10 protein-coding genes are annotated in these 16,604 nt (G+C 55.3%); 4 read left to right on the top strand and 6 right to left on the bottom strand.

The annotated features are described in order from the left end of the window. Nucleotides 1–282: 282 nt before the first annotated feature. The 3 genes from CFBP5473_RS20405 to CFBP5473_RS25395 form a co-directional block, all read right to left on the bottom strand. Nucleotides 283–2,355, bottom strand: a complete 2,073-nt coding sequence (locus CFBP5473_RS20405; protein ID WP_027675119.1) for a sensor histidine kinase — start codon at nucleotides 2,353–2,355, stop codon at nucleotides 283–285. A 174-nt stretch (nucleotides 2,356–2,529) separates the two neighbouring features. Further along, nucleotides 2,530–3,285, bottom strand: coding sequence for a response regulator transcription factor (locus CFBP5473_RS20400; protein WP_084631621.1), 756 nt, complete (start codon nucleotides 3,283–3,285; stop codon nucleotides 2,530–2,532). Between the two features lie 591 nt (nucleotides 3,286–3,876). Beyond that, complete coding sequence (locus CFBP5473_RS25395) at nucleotides 3,877–4,053, bottom strand: hypothetical protein (protein ID WP_234881888.1); 177 nt, start codon at nucleotides 4,051–4,053, stop codon at nucleotides 3,877–3,879. On the opposite strand from CFBP5473_RS25395, the gene CFBP5473_RS20395 reads away from it, so the two are divergent. Genes CFBP5473_RS20395 through CFBP5473_RS20380 form a run of 4 tightly spaced genes read left to right on the top strand, consistent with a single transcriptional unit; the run spans nucleotide 3,977 to nucleotide 11,171 of the window. Further along, the gene (locus CFBP5473_RS20395; protein WP_234881885.1) at nucleotides 3,977–7,924 is read left to right on the top strand and encodes a beta strand repeat-containing protein; all 3,948 of its coding nucleotides are present in this window, start codon (nucleotides 3,977–3,979) and stop codon (nucleotides 7,922–7,924) included. The two genes, CFBP5473_RS25395 and CFBP5473_RS20395, sit on opposite strands and share 77 nt — an antisense overlap. Then, nucleotides 7,921–8,781 (top strand): MBG domain-containing protein, encoded by an 861-nt coding sequence (locus CFBP5473_RS20390; RefSeq protein ID WP_027675122.1) that lies wholly within the window; start codon nucleotides 7,921–7,923, stop codon nucleotides 8,779–8,781. Before CFBP5473_RS20395 ends, CFBP5473_RS20390 begins: the two co-directional genes overlap by 4 nt. Nucleotides 8,782–8,796: 15 nt before the next feature. Continuing rightward, the gene (locus CFBP5473_RS20385) at nucleotides 8,797–10,530 is read left to right on the top strand and encodes a ShlB/FhaC/HecB family hemolysin secretion/activation protein (protein ID WP_027675123.1); all 1,734 of its coding nucleotides are present in this window, start codon (nucleotides 8,797–8,799) and stop codon (nucleotides 10,528–10,530) included. A gap of 26 nt (nucleotides 10,531–10,556) precedes the next feature. Beyond that, nucleotides 10,557–11,171, top strand: a complete 615-nt coding sequence (locus tag CFBP5473_RS20380; protein WP_051441255.1) for an invasion associated locus B family protein — start codon at nucleotides 10,557–10,559, stop codon at nucleotides 11,169–11,171. A gap of 227 nt (nucleotides 11,172–11,398) precedes the next feature. On the opposite strand, the gene CFBP5473_RS20375 is transcribed toward CFBP5473_RS20380, so the two are convergent. The 3 genes from CFBP5473_RS20375 to CFBP5473_RS20365 all read right to left on the bottom strand — a co-directional run bounded on the left by CFBP5473_RS20375 (nucleotide 11,399) and on the right by CFBP5473_RS20365 (nucleotide 16,536). Next, nucleotides 11,399–12,895, bottom strand: a complete 1,497-nt coding sequence (locus CFBP5473_RS20375) for an amidase (protein WP_106389381.1) — start codon at nucleotides 12,893–12,895, stop codon at nucleotides 11,399–11,401. A 229-nt stretch (nucleotides 12,896–13,124) separates the two neighbouring features. Continuing rightward, nucleotides 13,125–15,104 carry a copper amine oxidase gene (locus CFBP5473_RS20370; protein ID WP_027675126.1) on the bottom strand — a complete coding sequence of 660 codons (1,980 nt, stop codon included), beginning with the start codon at nucleotides 15,102–15,104 and terminating at the stop codon, nucleotides 13,125–13,127. A 25-nt stretch (nucleotides 15,105–15,129) separates the two neighbouring features. Further along, the gene (locus CFBP5473_RS20365; protein ID WP_027675127.1) at nucleotides 15,130–16,536 is read right to left on the bottom strand and encodes an aldehyde dehydrogenase family protein; all 1,407 of its coding nucleotides are present in this window, start codon (nucleotides 16,534–16,536) and stop codon (nucleotides 15,130–15,132) included. Between the last annotated feature and the right edge of the window lie 68 nt (nucleotides 16,537–16,604).

Raw genomic sequence — 16,604 nt, 5'->3', positions numbered from 1 at the left:
CTTGCGGACGCAAAAAGTCTCCGGTTGGGCCGCTGATGCGCGGAGTTTGCTATCGCAATTATCGTTGGTTGCGGGGGCCTGAACGCGCAGAGAGGTGCAAATTATGTCGGCTCAGATAGAAGCGAACCACCATCACGCAAATAATTCGGGCGACGGTGCGGCCCCGACTGTCTTATCAGGATCGATTTGATACTTGAGCCGTCATGAGCGAAGCTCCGAACGCCCATTTCAGACGCCCCACTTCCCCGTCTTGACTGCTGTGCTGTTCCAACCGTCCAACGTTCAAAACGGTGGTCGATGCGCCGCCGTCAATGGCAATGAAATTGTCGCTGAGGTTCCGCCGCCAGGCAGACTGGCGAAAGCGACCTTGCCTCTGTGTACATCTACGGTACGCTTGACAAGTGCAAGTCCGACCCCACTTCCCTGTATATGCGAGGCGTTTTTCCCTCGCGTTCGTTCAAGGATAAGTTTTTCGACATCCTCATGCTCGATGCCGATGCCTCTATCTCTGACTTGAACCTGCAATTGATCATCTATCACTCGAACCTCAAGCCATATGGATGTAGAGCCCACTGGAGCTGAGAACTTGAAGGCATTTTCCAGGAGATTGAGGATTGCAAGCCTAAGCATCTCCGCATCTGCATAGATTTTGGCTCGCTCAGAGCCTGGTTCCGATGTCACGGTCAGTTCTGCGCCCTGAAACAAATCTGTGGCGCTGCTGACAGCACTATTGATCACATCTGATACGGAGGTTTCCTTGAAAGAGGGCTTGTACGCTAGACCTTGAACCCGGCTTCTGGTCAGGTTTACTTCAAGAACTTCAACAAGGCGGGTGATACCTATGTTGGCTCTGTCCAGCCTTTGGCGGTTAGCGGCATCCTTTTTCGATAATGTGAGACGTACACTCTCCAGATTTGTCCTGATAATGCCCAGCGGTGTCCGATATTGATGGGATATTACCTCCATGAAACGAACCTGTTGTTCTTGTGCCTCCAACTCTGCGCGCAACGCCGTTTCCGCCACCAACGTTGCTGCGCGCAGCTCTTTTGTTCGCTCAGTCACAAGATCAATAGCGTGTTGTTCTGCCGCACCAGCAGCGAGTAGCGCACGTCGATCTGCGTCTCGAGCTGAAGTTTCAGCGTTTCTCAGACGCACTGCCAATGAACCCGTCAATAAAGTGAAGTGGATGATACTCGTGATAGCGTAAAAACTGGCAACCCAACTGGGTAACGATAAAACACCGTAGCGCTGCCCGTTCGTCGCAATAAGGCCCGCCCACAACAGGACGAATGCCGAGAAATTAAGACCTTGCTGTGCTCCAGGCGTTCGAATCAAATCTAGCAGCGCCACCGACATTGCAAACGTCGTCAACAGTAGGATCAGCGGCCCTGCCAACAGAATGAAATAGCGGTTGACGCCAGCGAAAACGCAAAAGACGCCAACTATCCCGGCAAGAGCAGCGAAACAAAAGAAGTAATGCAGACGCGGATAACGTTTCCGCAGTTCAAGTATAGCGGAAAAGGATAGCGATCCTGCAGTTAAACCAAACCAGGAAGATGCGCTTGTGAAGAAGTCATTTCCCAAACCTCCCTGATTGAAAAGCAGGAATCGCGCAAAGCCGAGACTTCCAAAATATGTGCAACTGACAGCGAGTATGTCTGCTGCCAAAAGAATATAAAATTTCTTCCTATCGAAATAGTAGAAGAAGAACTGGATCGCGAGAAGGATAGTCATCCCACCAAACCACGCGCCTTGCACGGTGTTCTGGATGAGTGTCCAATACAGATAATGCTGAGGAGATATCAATTCGGCGGAGACGTTCAGACTCGCATCATGGTTTCGGGCACGCAAATATACAACCGTCGTCTCACCTGGATACAGTTTGAGAGGCAGGATATTTGCGAGAGTGTTTGAGATCGTTTCTTCGCGCGGAGCGTGATCACCGAGTTCAAACCGCTCGAAGTCTTGCTTTGTCATGTGCGCTTTCTGCTTGCCCACATACGCGTTCAGCTCATCCGTAAAGTTTGGTTTGATCGATAGCAGTAGGTCCGCCGCCTCAACGGCCTCAGGCGGGAGAGCAATGCGAAATCTCATCCATACAGAGGTCCGTACAAAGCCCAAATTCACATCGTGACCGGATAAGTGCCTGAAACGAGTAGCTGAGTCCAGGAGGAGGTTTTCGGAAGGCTCATCGACAAAAGCGACATCGATAAAGCCATCCAGCGATATTGTCTTTTCAAGCGGCAAATGAAGCTGAAGGACGGGAGATGACTGATCATCATCATTCGCCATTACCATCGTAACGCCCGCAAAAAGGGCAAGGCATGTTGATAAAACAAAACGAAAAATCGACATTAATCGGGGCAACTTTGCTAGAGCATATTTTAAAAAGATCGATACAGATTTAGGAAAACGTTTCCGCAATTCGCTCTGTATTTGTTCATTTCATCGGGCTAAACAGTAACCTGTCTGCGTAAACTTAGATGGATCGAGAACGCCCCACGGAGCAGCCAGTACCACTAAAAAAATTTAGACAACATCCAATATGCCATGAAGGCGGTAGCCTGCATTCCGCACGACCTGGAGAGGGAGCTCCACCCCTGCCTTGCGTAAGCGCGCCCGAAGTCTCGCAAGCGCCACATCTGTGAGCCGACTGCTGGGTGAAGACAAATCCTCTCCAAAGATTTCAGCAACCTCTGCACGCGAGATGATCGCGTTTGGTCCAGCGGCAATATATTCGAGAAAGGCAGCTTCCCGAGCAGAGAGTTTGAGTACGACCCCATCAGGCGTCGTCAGGGTTTGGCGGTGGCGGTCGAGAGTCAAGCTCGAACCATCGCTCTGACGTGCTTTCGACGGAACGGAACCGCGTGAGGACTGACGCCTTCTGGCCAAATTGGCAATCGCCAAGGTCAGCTCTTCACTATCCACGGGCTTGGTCAAATAAAGGTCCGCGCCTTTGCCGTACCCGCTCAATTTATCATCTCGACCACTACGCGCCGATAAAATGATAATGCCCATATCGCTGCGCGATCGGGCAAATTCGGCCAATTCAAAACCGGAAACATCCGGTAGATTAATATCGAGCACCAAAACATCATGAGATCGCGTTTTAAGCATGGATCGAAATTCAGAACCGGATTCAGCTTCTGAAACGGTCATACCGCGCTGGCGCAGGTAATCCGCGATGCTTTGTCTAAGAAGATCGTCGTCCTCAACAATCAACACGCCAATATGGTTAGCACGGAAATTGGCTTTTCCACTATCTTCGTTTAGTTTTTTTCTCATTTATATATTATGTTTTTCGATAATTGGAAGCGATCAAAAATTACGTCTCATCGGGTCGCACATGCGGCTCGTTGCATAAACGTTGCACCCATATAGACCGCCAATCCATTTTTCATATCGCAGGGTTGTTCCCCGGTTTCACGGTTTTCGAAGCCAGTTGCGCAAATGTCACGCTATTTCGCAACACTCGTTACACTTGCAACATTCGTTACATTTCAGCGCTAACACCTTCCGTTACGTCGGCTTAATGATCGTCTCCGGCGAAAAGATTCTTACGCCCTGACGGATGGCGGTCCGTTCAGTTTGCGAAACGGGGGACGGCAATCTTGGAAATTTTGCAGCATATCTGGGTTGGTGGTGCGGGTGTCTGTTGAACCTGCAACCTTTTCCATCGCCAGACGCCTGAGCAGCCTGCATCCGTGACCTCACCATGGATGCCAAGCTCTCGCCCCCGCTTTTTCAGGACATGACGTCCTGAGAATATATAAATGATGTTTTCCCTCGGCGCCTGCAACCGGGCTTTATTCAAAGCTCCGAACAAGAGTGGCGCAGGAATTTAAACAAAGGACTTTTCATGTCATCGGCTGGTTCTCACCCTATTCGGTCCTCATCCAGTACGGCGCGGTCTGTGCGGCGTGGTCGCTTCGCCACGGCACTTCTCACCTCGACAGCTTTGACGGTGACGCCGCTGATGGCAGCAGAAAACCTGCCGACGGGCGCGCAGGTCGTATCGGGCGCGGTTTCGGTCGGCACGTCCGGCACGAGCATGACGATTACCCAAGGGTCGGATAAGGCCATCGTCAACTGGAACGGTTTTTCGGTCGGCTCGGGCAATAGTGTCACCTTCGTACAGCCGGGAAGCACCTCGGCCATTCTCAACCGCGTTACGGGCAACACCACTTCAACGATTGCAGGTTCGATTACCGCAAACGGACAGGTCTACCTGATCAACCCCAACGGCATCGCCATCACCTCGACGGGCACAGTTGATGTCGGCGGCGGTTTTGTTGCCTCAACGCTGGATATCTCCAACGAAGACTTCCTGAACGGTAATTACAAATTTGCCGGCAACGGCGCCTCCGGCGAGGTCAAGAATGAAGGCATCATCACCGTCGGTCGCGGCGGTTATGCCGCGCTCATCGGCGGCACGGTGAAGAATGACGGGCTGATCGCGGTTCCGGTCGGCAAAGTCGGCCTCGGCTCCGGCGAACAGGCCACGCTCGATCTTTCCGGCGATGGCTTCCTGCAAGTCGCACTTCCCACCAAGGAAGGTGCCGAAGGCAACGGCGCGCTCGTTGAAAACAACGGCACGATCAAGGCCGATGGCGGAACCGTGGTCATGAGTGCCGCAACCGCGCGCAATGCCGCGCGTCACGCAGTCAACCTTTCCGGCGTGGTGGAAGCAGACAGCATCTCAGGCAGCGATGGCGAAATCGTCATCGGCGGCGGAGAGGGCGGCGCGGTCACGGTGTCGGGCAAGGTCAAAACCACGTCTTCCACCGGCAAGGGCGGCAAGGTCACGGTCACCGGCAAATCCGTTGCGCTGAAGGGTGCGACCATAGACGCTTCCGGCAAGACCGGCGGCGGCAAGGTCCGCATCGGCGGGGATTATCAAGGCAAGGGCAGCCTGCAAACCGCCGATACCGTAAGCGTCGATGCCGATACGGTCATCCGCGCCGATGCAAGCGAAAGCGGCAATGGCGGCTCCGTCGTCGTCTGGTCGAACGATCTGACCACATTCGCAGGCCTGATTACCGCACACGGCGCAGGCACGGGAACGGGCGGCGATGCTGAAGTGTCTGGCAAGGCCGTGCTGTCCTACACCGGCTTCACCAACCTCTCCGGCCCCGGCGGGTTTGGAACGCTGCTGCTTGATCCTTATGATATTACGATCTCGGATGGTGAGGCTTCGAATTCTTCCGGCTTTACGGCCACCGGCGAGAATAGTGTCATTAGCGTTTCGAGGCTGGAAACCGCGCTAGCTAATGCAAATGTCGTTATCAGCACCGGCTCTTCCGGCAGCCAGATGGGCAACATCACCGTCGCATCTGATATTGAATGGTCGAACGCCACGACACTGGTGTTAGCTGCCTCTAACAATATCTACATCAACGCTGATATCACCGCTACGGGTGCCAGCGCCGGGCTGACGCTATACTATGGTGGATATGCAACGACAGGCTCGGCAACATCCGGCACGGATTACTCGATTGCCTCCGGCGCTTCGATAACCCTTTCCGGGAACGACGCTACTCTCGCCATCAACGGCAATAATTACACGCTGATCCATTCGATGAGCGAACTTGATGCAATCGACACCACCGACCTGAGCGGACGTTACGCGCTGGCCGGAGACCTTGATGCTTCAGATACCACCTACACATCGGCGCTTGTAGGCTTAACTTCGAGCGCAGGCTTTACTGGCACCTTTGCCGGTCTCGGTCATACGATTTCCGGCTTGACAATCAGTAACAGCGCGGCATCAGGCACTTATTACGGTTTGTTTGGATATGTGTCTGGCGCCACGATCCGTGACGTAGGCCTCGTAGATAATCTCATCTCAATAACCGGCAGCCCCAGCTACGTTGGCGGTCTCATTGGCGTTACCGCTGCCTCGACAGTTGTTTCTAATGCCTATGCAACAGGCGTTGTTAAAGTCACAACGACTGCTTCTGACGTTAACGTAGGTGGCTTGATCGGCTACGCAGGTTCCAAAGCTGTCATCAACGATGTCTACAGTACCAGCAACGTTACTGCCACAGGATCATTCGTGGCCAAAGCGGCAGGACTGATAGGATACGTAGATACGTCTGTGACAATCACGGATGCTTATGCGACGGGTGACGTCACTGTCAAATCCAACAATTACAGTCTTGCCGGTGGGCTTGTAGGTTATATTGGGCAGTCTTCAACGATCAAAAATTCCTACGCGACGGGTAATATAAACAGCACAAGCAGCGGAAGCAATGACACCATAGCTGGAGGATTGATAGGAAAGGCCTATTTTGCAACGATTACGAACGGTTACGCCACCGGTGACGTTACAGCAAACAACACGAGTGCAAGAACTAAATCGTACAGTACGTACGCTGGGGGTCTGGTGGGTAATGCAGATACAACCACAATCAAGAATTCCTATTCAACTAGCATTGTAACCAGTACCGATGCCAGTACCGGCGGCGCCACCACTGTCACGAACTACGGCGGCGGCCTGATTGGTTACGATAAAGGTTCCACTATTACCGGAGCATATGCAACCGGTTATGTAACAGTCAGCAACGAGGTTCTCCAGCCAGTCTTTTATGTGGGAGGCCTAATAGGATATACGTCTTCTTCTACAGTAACGAACGCATATGCGACCGGAGGCAGTTCCGTAATCAATACTGCAATAGCAGCTCTCCAGTCGTATGCTGGTGGACTGCTAGGATATTCAGCTGATACAAAGCTTACCAACACTTATGCGACCGGGGCAGTAAAATTTCAAACCATTATGACGTGGGCGAGCGGTGGATTGGTGGGCACCTTCGTTAACGGATCTGTTACTAACTCTTACTTCGACATAACGACCACAGGCGTCACCTATGGTGTTCAAACGCAAAGTGGAATGACGGGTAGCGTAAGCGGCTTTACGACCAGTCAGTTCCAAAACACGCAATATTTCATGCAGCAGGCATCAGCGTGGGACTTCAACACCACATGGGCACCATCCTCAAGCGGCCATTATCCCGAACTCTACGCCCTTTCGACAGTTGTCTGGGTGAAAGAAGTCACGACCTCATCCAAATATGGTGACAGCACCGCTACTACAAGCGTGGGCACAACATACGGCGGCACGTCATCGTACGTTTTTGCTTCGGATGGGGATAAGCTCTTATTTTCAGAAGAGACTATTTCTGTCGATCCGACCACCGCTGCGGGCAGTTCACCAGAAACGCTGTCGACAGCGAACACAACCATAACGAGCTCCAATGGCACAGTCTATCGTGTTCTCGTTTACGGAACTCACACTACAACGGTTGAAAAAGCGACACTCACCGTAACGGCTAACAGCAAAACGAAAACCTATGGTGACACCGTTTTGCTTACCTACAGTACGGATGGTCTTATCAACGGTGATGAACTCTCGGGATCGCTTGCGAGCGATGGGTCGGCAACGAGTGCCAATGTCGACTCCTATAGCATTACGCTGGGTACGCTCAACAACAGCAATTACGAGATCACCTATGTCGGCGGCACGCTGACGGTAGACAAGAAGACCATCACGGTCACGGCAGATAGCAAGTCCAAGACCTATGGCGACAGCGTTACGCTGACCTACAAGGCGGATGGTCTCATAACGGGGGATACGCTTTCCGGTTCTCTGGCCAGCGATGGCAAGGCAACAACCGCCGGTGCCGATTCATATTCCATCACTCAGGGCGACCTCGGCAACAGCAATTACATCATCGAATTCAAAGACGGCACGCTGACCGTTAATAAAAAAGCCCTGATCGTAACGGCGAACGCCGATGGCGAGACCTATGATGGCACGGCCTATTCCGGTGGCAACGGGGTTCGCTATAATGGCTTTATCGAGGGTGAGAACAAGGATGTGTTGGGGGGAACACTGTCTATTCCGGTAATGCTCAAGGTGCGGTGAATGCAGGCAGTTATATCATCTCCGCCAGTGGCCTCAGCTCGGACAATTACGCCATTTCCTATAAGGATGGCGCGTTAGAAATATATGCAAAAGCCATCCTCGTTAAGGCTGATGATATCTCCAAGACCTATGGTGACGTCGCGGATCTGACATACTTCGTCACGGATATCCCGACAGAGGTATATTCAAGGGTCATTACTTCTAACGCTGATGACATTGCGAACCTGTCATACTCAGTGGAAGGTCTTGTCGAGGGCGATGTGCTTTCCGGTTCGCTTTCAAGCACGGGTAATACGGCCTCGGCCGGTGTCGGCACTTACGTCATCGAAAAGGGCACGCTTGCCAACAGCAATTACATCATAAGCTTCGAAGGCGCGAACCTGACGGTCACTCCGGCCAAGCTGACCGTCGCCGCAAACGACGCAAGCAAGACCTATGACGGCAAGGCTTATACCGGCGGGAATGGCGTTACCTTCAGCGGCTTCGTCAATGGCGAGGATGCCTCGGTGCTGAATGGCGGCGTCGATTACGGCGGCACGGCACAGAAAGCGGTGGAGGCCGGAACCTACACGATCACGGTCGATGGTTATGGTTCGAAAAACTACACCATCGATTATCGTCCGGGGACGTTGACGGTCGGCCACGCACCGGCCGCCACCTACACGCCGCGCCCCAGCAATACCTTCCAGGCAAGCACGCAGCCGACGCTCGTTCCGGTGTCGCTGGCCCAGCTGGTTCAATATTCCGCCAACTCTTCGGCGGCTAACGATGGGGCAATGACCACCGAAAATCCGCAATTCTCCAACGCGGTCTGCTTCCTCGGTCCCAACTTCGCCATTTCCTGCTCCGGCAATTGATATTTGAGTAAGATCATGATTATTTTGAAAAAACATCCCCTGCTGGCAGCCGCATTTCCGGGTCTTGTTCTGGCCATCGCCCTGCCTGCCTCCGCTCCTGCCCAGACCGCTGGCCAGTTGACGCAGGAAAGCTATGCTCCCCCCGTCGTTCGTTCCGCGGAGGGCGGCCTCGCCCTTCCCGCCTCGACAGGCGTCGATGCTCCGAAAGGCGCTGAAAAGCTCGGCGTCACCCCTTCGGGTCTCGTGGTTGAAGGCGGTTTGCCCGCTCTTTCCAAGGAGACCGCTTCCGTCGAAGCCACTCTGAAAAACAAGCGCGTCACGGGTGCCGATCTTTTCGCCGCTGCACGTAGGCTCGAGGAAGCCTATGCGCGCGCCGGGTACATTCTCGTGCGCGTCTCGCTGCCTGCGCAAACCATCAAGAACGGAAAGCCTCTACGCCTTGTCGTAACGCAAGGTACGGTGGAAACCGTCGATACATCGGCACTGCCACCAGCGGTCAGAGCCCGTATCGAAAGCGTGCTTGCGCCACTGGTCGGGCAATCCAGCCTCACCAAGGCGGAGCTTGAACGTCGTTTGCTTCTGGCGGGCGACACGCCGGGCGTGGTGCTGAAATCCACCCTCAAGGCGGGCACGAAACCCGGCTCGACCATCGTGGTCGTGGACGGAAAATACGACGCCGTAACCACAACCGTAACACTCGACAACGGCCTGGATGATAACCTCGGCACCTATACGCTGGGTCTGGGAGCAGACTTCAACAGCGTTCTGGGTTTCGGCGAAGTCGGCTATCTGCGCCTGTCAGGCTATCCCGGTTTCAACGACGCGGTCTTCGATAGCGACCCCCGCAATCGCCAGATCGTTGCAGGTGTGACGGTACCGCTGGGTACCGACGGTGCATGGCTCAATCTGGAAGGTGTCGACAGCCACACACACCCAACGTCCGAACTTTCTTTCACTATGGTCGATCATTACCAGCGCTTTTCCACCAAGTTGGGTTACAGCTGGGTGCGCTCCCGCGATTTCAACACCGGTTCCGTTCTGGCACTGGATGTGATGCAGGAAAAGCAGGAGCTCGATCTTGGAGGCTCCCGCACCGCTTTCACCGAAGACCGGTTGCGCGTTCTCCGCTTCACCCAAACCGGCGATGCTTTTCTGCCTTGGGGCGGACAGCTGAACGCCAGCGCAACGGCTTCCTTTGGTCTCGATGCGCTAGGCGCCCGCAGCGCAACCGCCGATCTGCCGCTATCCCGCGATGGTGCCGAACCGGACTTTCGCAAGCTGGAGGCTTCCTTTGGCTATAGCCAGTCGCTGGTCGATGACCGGGTGAGAGTATCGCTGTCGGGCAAAGCGCAAACGTCCTTCGGCGATGCACTGGCATCATCGGAACAATTCGGCCTCGGCGGCTTCGACTGGTTGTCCGGTTTCGATAGCGGCAAGATCCAGGGCGATGCCGGTGCAGCGTTGCGTGCCGAACTCGCCTTCCCGCTCACAGTCAGCTTGTCCAACACATTGGGCAGCGCAGCTGCACCCTATGTTTTCGGTGCCGCCGGTATCACGCGACTTGAGCAGCCCACCGCACTGGAAGCGGATGTGACGCGGGCAAGCTCCTTCGGCGCCGGTATCCGCTTTGGCTTGTCCGAAAAGGCAACGCCGCATTCCGGCACCCTCTCCCTAGAATACGCCCACGGCAACGCCTCCGACATTGAAAGCGACAATCGCTTCAATCTCCGTTTCATCGCCCGTTTCTGATAGAAAACACCGACAGGTTCTTATTCATGCCCATCATGCAGTCCATCTCCCGTTCCACTTTCGCTCTCATCATCAGCGCGGTAACGGCCTTGCCCGTCTTCGCACAGACCAAAGCAGCGCCAGCCGAGAGCCCCGTACCGACCGAACCTGTCAGCACAACGGCAACCTACGGAAGTTGGGTGCTGCGTTGCGTTCAATTGCAAACGCAAAGCGCAGCGGCATCGGATGCTGCCAAAACCGGGCGTCCGGGCGCGCAGACCTGCGAAATCGTGCAGACCATACAGGTTCAGGGCCAACAGCAACCAATCGCCCAGATTGCCATTGGACGGCTTCCAGATCAGAAAGACCTTCTCTTGACAGCGCTTCTGCCGGTCAACGTCTCACTGCCCGGAAACGTACATATCTCCGGTAACGGTAAAACCGGCGCGGAAGAAAAAGGAAGACTGGAACTTAGCTGGAGCCGCTGCTTTGGGGGCAGCTGTGCAGCGAGTGGAAAGCCTGATGCAGCGACGCTTACTTTATTGCGTGCCGGCACAGATGGACAGCTGCGCTTCGTTGATGGCGGCGGACAAACCGTAGCGATCCCCCTATCCTGGCGCGGCCTCGATCAAGCCATGACGGCGCTCGATAAGGTAAAGTGAACAGCCTATCGATTTCGCAATCGACGCTTCTCTGCAACCTGTCGGCTTTCATCAAAGTCGGGACGCCGACAGAGGTTGCTAACGTGAAGCCTTCTGCGACCTTTGGCAGCCGGGCGTCAAAACTGGCGGCTGTTGCGGCGCGACGGCAATATGCACCGCCGCGCCGTTGTTCTATCTAATATCACGCAACACCAGCGCTGCATTCCCCCGCTCCACCAACAACCGTCTCACCGTGATACGCACACATCCGGCGCACAGTTGCTGGAGAATTTGCTGGCTTTTTCGTAGGCGTGAGCGATTTGCAGCACGGCGAAATCGGCCTGTGCCGGTCCCATGATCTGTAACCCCATCGGCAAACCTTTAGGGCTGAAGCCCGCCGGTACGCCTATAACCGGCACTCCGGCGAGAGTTGCCGGTACCACCACTTCCATCCAGCGATGGTAAGTGTCCATCTTGTGGCCAGCGATCTCCTTCGGCCAATGGGTTTTTGCATCGAAGGGAAACACTTGCGCGGTCGGCAGAATGAGAAAATCATATTGCTCGAACAGGCTTCTTACGACCTGATACCACGCGCTGCGATTGGCGCTTGCCTGAAAAACCTGCGGGCCGGTCAATGACAGGCCGTTTTCGATCTCCCATATTGCTTCCGGTTTCATCATCTCCCGCAATTCCGGCTTGGCATAAAGACCGCCTGCGATCCCCGCGATGAAGAAGCCGCGAAGTGTCAGCCATGTCTGCCATAGTTGCGCCATGTCGTATTTCGGCGTGACAGTCTCCACGGTGCAGCCAATGGCTTCGAAGTGCTTCAAGGCAGCCGCGCAGACATCAAGGACACCCGCTTCCATCGGAAGATAGCCGCCTAAATCTGCCATGTAGCCGATGCGCGCGCCTTTGAAATCGCGGTTCAGCGAACTCTGAAACTTCGCAGGGTCTTCGCTGATCGACATGGGTGTACGCGGATCGAAACCGGCCTGCACGGACAGAAGCAATGCCACGTCGGCAACCGTTCGGCCCATCGGGCCCTCGTAGCCGAGTTGTTGCATGAAGACTTCCCCTGTTGGCCCGTAAGGCACCCGGCCTTGGGAAGGTCGGAACCCGACCACATTGTTCCAGCCAGCGGGATTTCGCAAAGACCCCATCATGTCGCTGCCGTCCGCCACCGGAAGCATTCGCTGCGCCAATGCGACCGCAGCGCCGCCGCTGCTGCCGCCAGCTGTCAGATTCGGGTCCCACGCGTTGACGGTGGTCCCGAACACGGAATTATAGGTTTGCGATCCCAAGCCGAATTCCGGTGTATTGGTTTTTCCGATCAGGATCGCGCCTGCTCTTCTTGCCCGTTCCACCACGATGGCGTCGGCTTTGGGCATATAGTTTTTCAGGATGGGCGAGCCCTGGGTCGTCGGCATGTCGGTGGTCGCGGCCAGATCCTTCGGCGCTTGCGGAAACCCGTGCAGCGGTCCAACCGCATCACCGCGCTTCAACACGGCATCGGCGTCATCCGCCTGGGCGAGTAAAGCTTTGGGATCCTTCAAAGAAACGATTGCATTGAAAGTCGGATTGGCTGCCTCGATGCGACCGAGATAGGCTTCCATCACCTCCCGGCAAGAGACCTTCCGGCTTGCTATGGCGGCACGAAGATCGACCGCGGTCATATCGATGATACCGCCGGTCGCCTTCGTTTGCGCGGCACCGGCCACGGAACGCGCTACCGCAAATGCCGTCATAGCCGCTCCGCCTTTTAGCAGACTTCTCCGGGTCAAGCGCAATGGTGATGCCGATGCATCATCCCTGACAATAGTCATGACTTTTCCTTCTCTCAAAAAGAGTTTCCACCGGCATGCCGCAGCAATTGCCGGAACGTCTCGTTTTCGGGTTGATACAAAAGCGCTTCTGCGAAGGCGGTCCCGCTCCGTCCAGAAGCGAAGCGAGGCGCCTTTCGGCGCCTCGGCTGGATCATTCAGGATTGCGGATCGTCAGAGCCGGATTATGAGCAAAGAAGTTATGCGGCATGATGTGAATCGTTTTCCATTCGGTCGACATGACCGGCCAGTCTTCCATGCGCGGAATATGGTGGAAACCGGCGGAAAACCAGGTGACGATGTCTTTGCCCATCAGGCTTTGATCCTTCTTCACCCATTCCGCGAGCGTATCGGAACCATCGCTTTGCATGGCGAACTTGCCTCCGGCATAACGTTGCTCCGGGTCATAGACAGTGTTCCAGACGGAATATTCGATATAGGCATTACGCTTCATCGGCGGGTCGTTGGCGAAATCGAACGGACCGTAGGACACATCGCCGTGGTGGATCATGTAGCCGGGCTCGTGACCGAGATATCCCTCGCGAGATGGGTCCGAGATATGGAAGTAGCGTGGCTGCATGGCGGAAAGTTTGTAACGCGCCTGCATTGCCGTCATCGGCATATTATGCTCGACCGTCCACATGGATTTCCTCGGGCTTGAAGGATCGACCTTTGCCGGTACGATATCCATGGTCGAGAAGTGGTTGATCGGCTGATCGATGTCGAAATCGATACGGAAATTGAAATAGTGATCGTGGTTGATGGCAACCAGATTGGGAGCGATCAGCGTCCCGTGGGCCGTATCGGCCTTTGCGGTCTTATCCTTCATAGAGGTCGAGGCAACGCCCTTTACCGCGTCGAGCCCAGTGGCACCGATATAGATGTTGACCTGACCATTCTGTTGCAATCGATAGTCGATGAGATAATCGTAATTGCCGACTTCCGACGCCGTGCGCACGACCAGCTCTGTTGCAGGGCGCCCCTCCGCAGGCACCGGCTTGTCGGGCGTCTGGGCAAAGATTTCGAAATGGCGCCAGGCGGGATCGCCATTGCTGCGCTCGAAGATGCAGATCGCATCGGGAATGACCAGCGGATTACCTTTATCGTCAGCAATGGTGGCCGGAAGAAAAGTCGCATTGGCCGGGCAATCGATACCGGCACGCAGAGGGGTCATGAAAAGACCGAAGCCATATTCCCCGCTATCCATATATGTACGCCAGTACCAGCCTTCCGCCGAATCCATGTAGGGCACGAAGACTTCCGATAGATGTGCCTGATAGATGACAGACCGCCAGGTGCCGCCATCATCGACATCCAGATTGGAAAGCACCAGTCCGGGGCGCTTGTCGACGCGAAAATTGAAGCGCCAGATATCCCATTCCAGATGGCTGCCATCGATCTTGTAGTTCGGGCCGCCCTCCTGCAAAAGCTTGACCGGGTTGGTCTTGGGCCGCAGCGGCGTGCGCTTCGCGACCTCTTCCTCCGTATACCCCCAGCCATCCTTCGGTAAGTCGATCACGCCATTATCGACAACCCGCAGCACTTCCTTCTTGCCGACATCGTAAAGGGCAAAGAGGCCTTCGATGGGTTTTGCGTAAAAATTGGAGCCGTCCGGCACCTGATAGCACGGCACTTTCATCAAACGGGAATTCTCATATTCCTCGGTGAAGAAGTTACCGGCAGTAAGCGGCAGGCAGAAAGCCTGATCAGGCTTCAGACCGCGCTTGGCAAGTCCTGCAATCATGTCAGGATGGCTGAGCGCACCCTCCAGCGCATTCATGAACTCCGTGAAAAGGACCATGGGTTGGCCCCCGGCCTTCGTGTTGCTTTCCACCGTGCCCTTGGTGATGTTGACGACGGCCTCATTGAAACCGTCCTTGCTGGTCAGATAAACGGTCGCCTTGCGATCCAGGCTGTCGCCCTCTTTCCAGGCCAGAACATCCGCCTTCGGCGGCTCCTTCAATTCAATGAGTGGGTAGAGCGTAGCATCGTCAGCCACCTTCTCGGCCCGCATGATGTCATTGATCTTCTTGTATTCATCCGCGGTCAGCCCGTCCAAGGGATGCGCGAGTGCGGCTGAGGCGGCAAGGCCCAATGTCAGGGTCGTTGTTGCAATAAGTTTCGTCAGTTTCATTATCGTTCCCTCTTGTTTTATTTTTTCAGGCAAAAACCACCTGAATATCGGTATATTCTGCAAGCCCCTCCTCTGCGAATTCCACCCCGATGCCGGACTGCTTGACACCTCCGAAGGGTGCATTCGGCTGAATGGCGCCGTGCTTGTTGATCCATACCGAGCCGCATGCCATGCGGCTCGCAACCCGTTTCGCTGCCTCGATATCCGATGACCACACGGAGCCGCCAAGACCATTCGGGCTGTCATTGGCCAGTCGAATGGCTTCCTCGACATCGGAATAGCGGATGATCGGCAACACCGGCCCGAACTGTTCCTCATCAACCAGAGCATCGCCGTTATGTAGGCCGGAAATGATCGTCGGCGGGAAAAACAGGCCATCGCCCGGCGCCCCTCCCAGCAAAACCTTGCCGCGCAGCTTCGCATCTTCGACAAGCCGTGAGACCTTATCGAACTGCATGCGGTTCTGGATCGGTCCGAGAATGCTCGCCTCATCCAGTCCGTCGCCAACGGGAATGTTGCGCGCATAGGCAACCAAGGCTTCGCAGACGGCGTCGTGAACCGCGTCATGCACATAAAGTCGCTTTAGCGCGGCGCAGGTCTGGCCATTATTAATGAAGGCTCCCCAGAACAACCCCTCCGCAATGGCCGCAGGATCGGCATCGGGCAGCACGATGCCAGCATCGTTGCCGCCTAGCTCAAGTGTCAGCCGTTTCATGGTGAAGGCTGCCGTCTGCATCACCTTCTGCCCGGTTGCGCAGGAGCCGGTAAAAACGATCTTGGCAATGTCCGGGTGGGCGGACATCGCTCCGCCCAGATTGAACGTCCGATCATCGCCCGTCACGACATTGACGACACCCGGGGGAAGCACTTCATTCATAATCTGAATAAGGCGGAGCGTGGAGAGCGGCGTGTTGGGCGATGGCTTGATAACGACTGTATTGCCGGAACGCAGCGCGGGCAGTACGTGCCACACGGCTATCATGACAGGGAAATTCCAGGGCGTTATCGAACCGACCACGCCGAGTGGCTTGCGGGTGAGTTCTATACGCCCCTGCTCATTATCCTGCAAAACCTTGACCGGCAGGGAAAGCCCCGCAGTATAGGTAGCCCAGGCCACGGCCCCGCCCATTTCCCAACGCGAGCCGAGCCCGTTCAAAGGCTTGCCCTGCTCAAGCGTGATCAGCTGCGCCAGCTCCTCACTATGCTCTTCGATTTTGTGCGCAACGGCGTTACAGGCTTCCTGCAGCTCGCTATCGCTCTTCTGCGACCAGGTTTCGAATGCCAGCCGTGCTGCTGCGACGGCTTCATCCAGCTCCGCGCCGCCGAGGTTCGGAGCGCTGCCCGCAGCCTCGCCGGTCGCGGGGTTGATGACTGTGAAATGACTGGAAGCGGAAATCGGTTCTCCGCTGATCGTTGCCACATGTTCCACGATACTCTCCTCACCCTTGCATGCGTGCATGCGGTTATCCCTGCGTCACAGGATAGGAGCGATGGAGAAAG

The sequence above is a fragment of the Agrobacterium larrymoorei genome, from assembly GCF_005145045.1.
Lineage (GTDB): Bacteria > Pseudomonadota > Alphaproteobacteria > Rhizobiales > Rhizobiaceae > Agrobacterium > Agrobacterium larrymoorei.
Note: the sequence above shows the minus strand (reverse complement) of the source record. Positions and strands in the feature narration are given on the sequence as shown.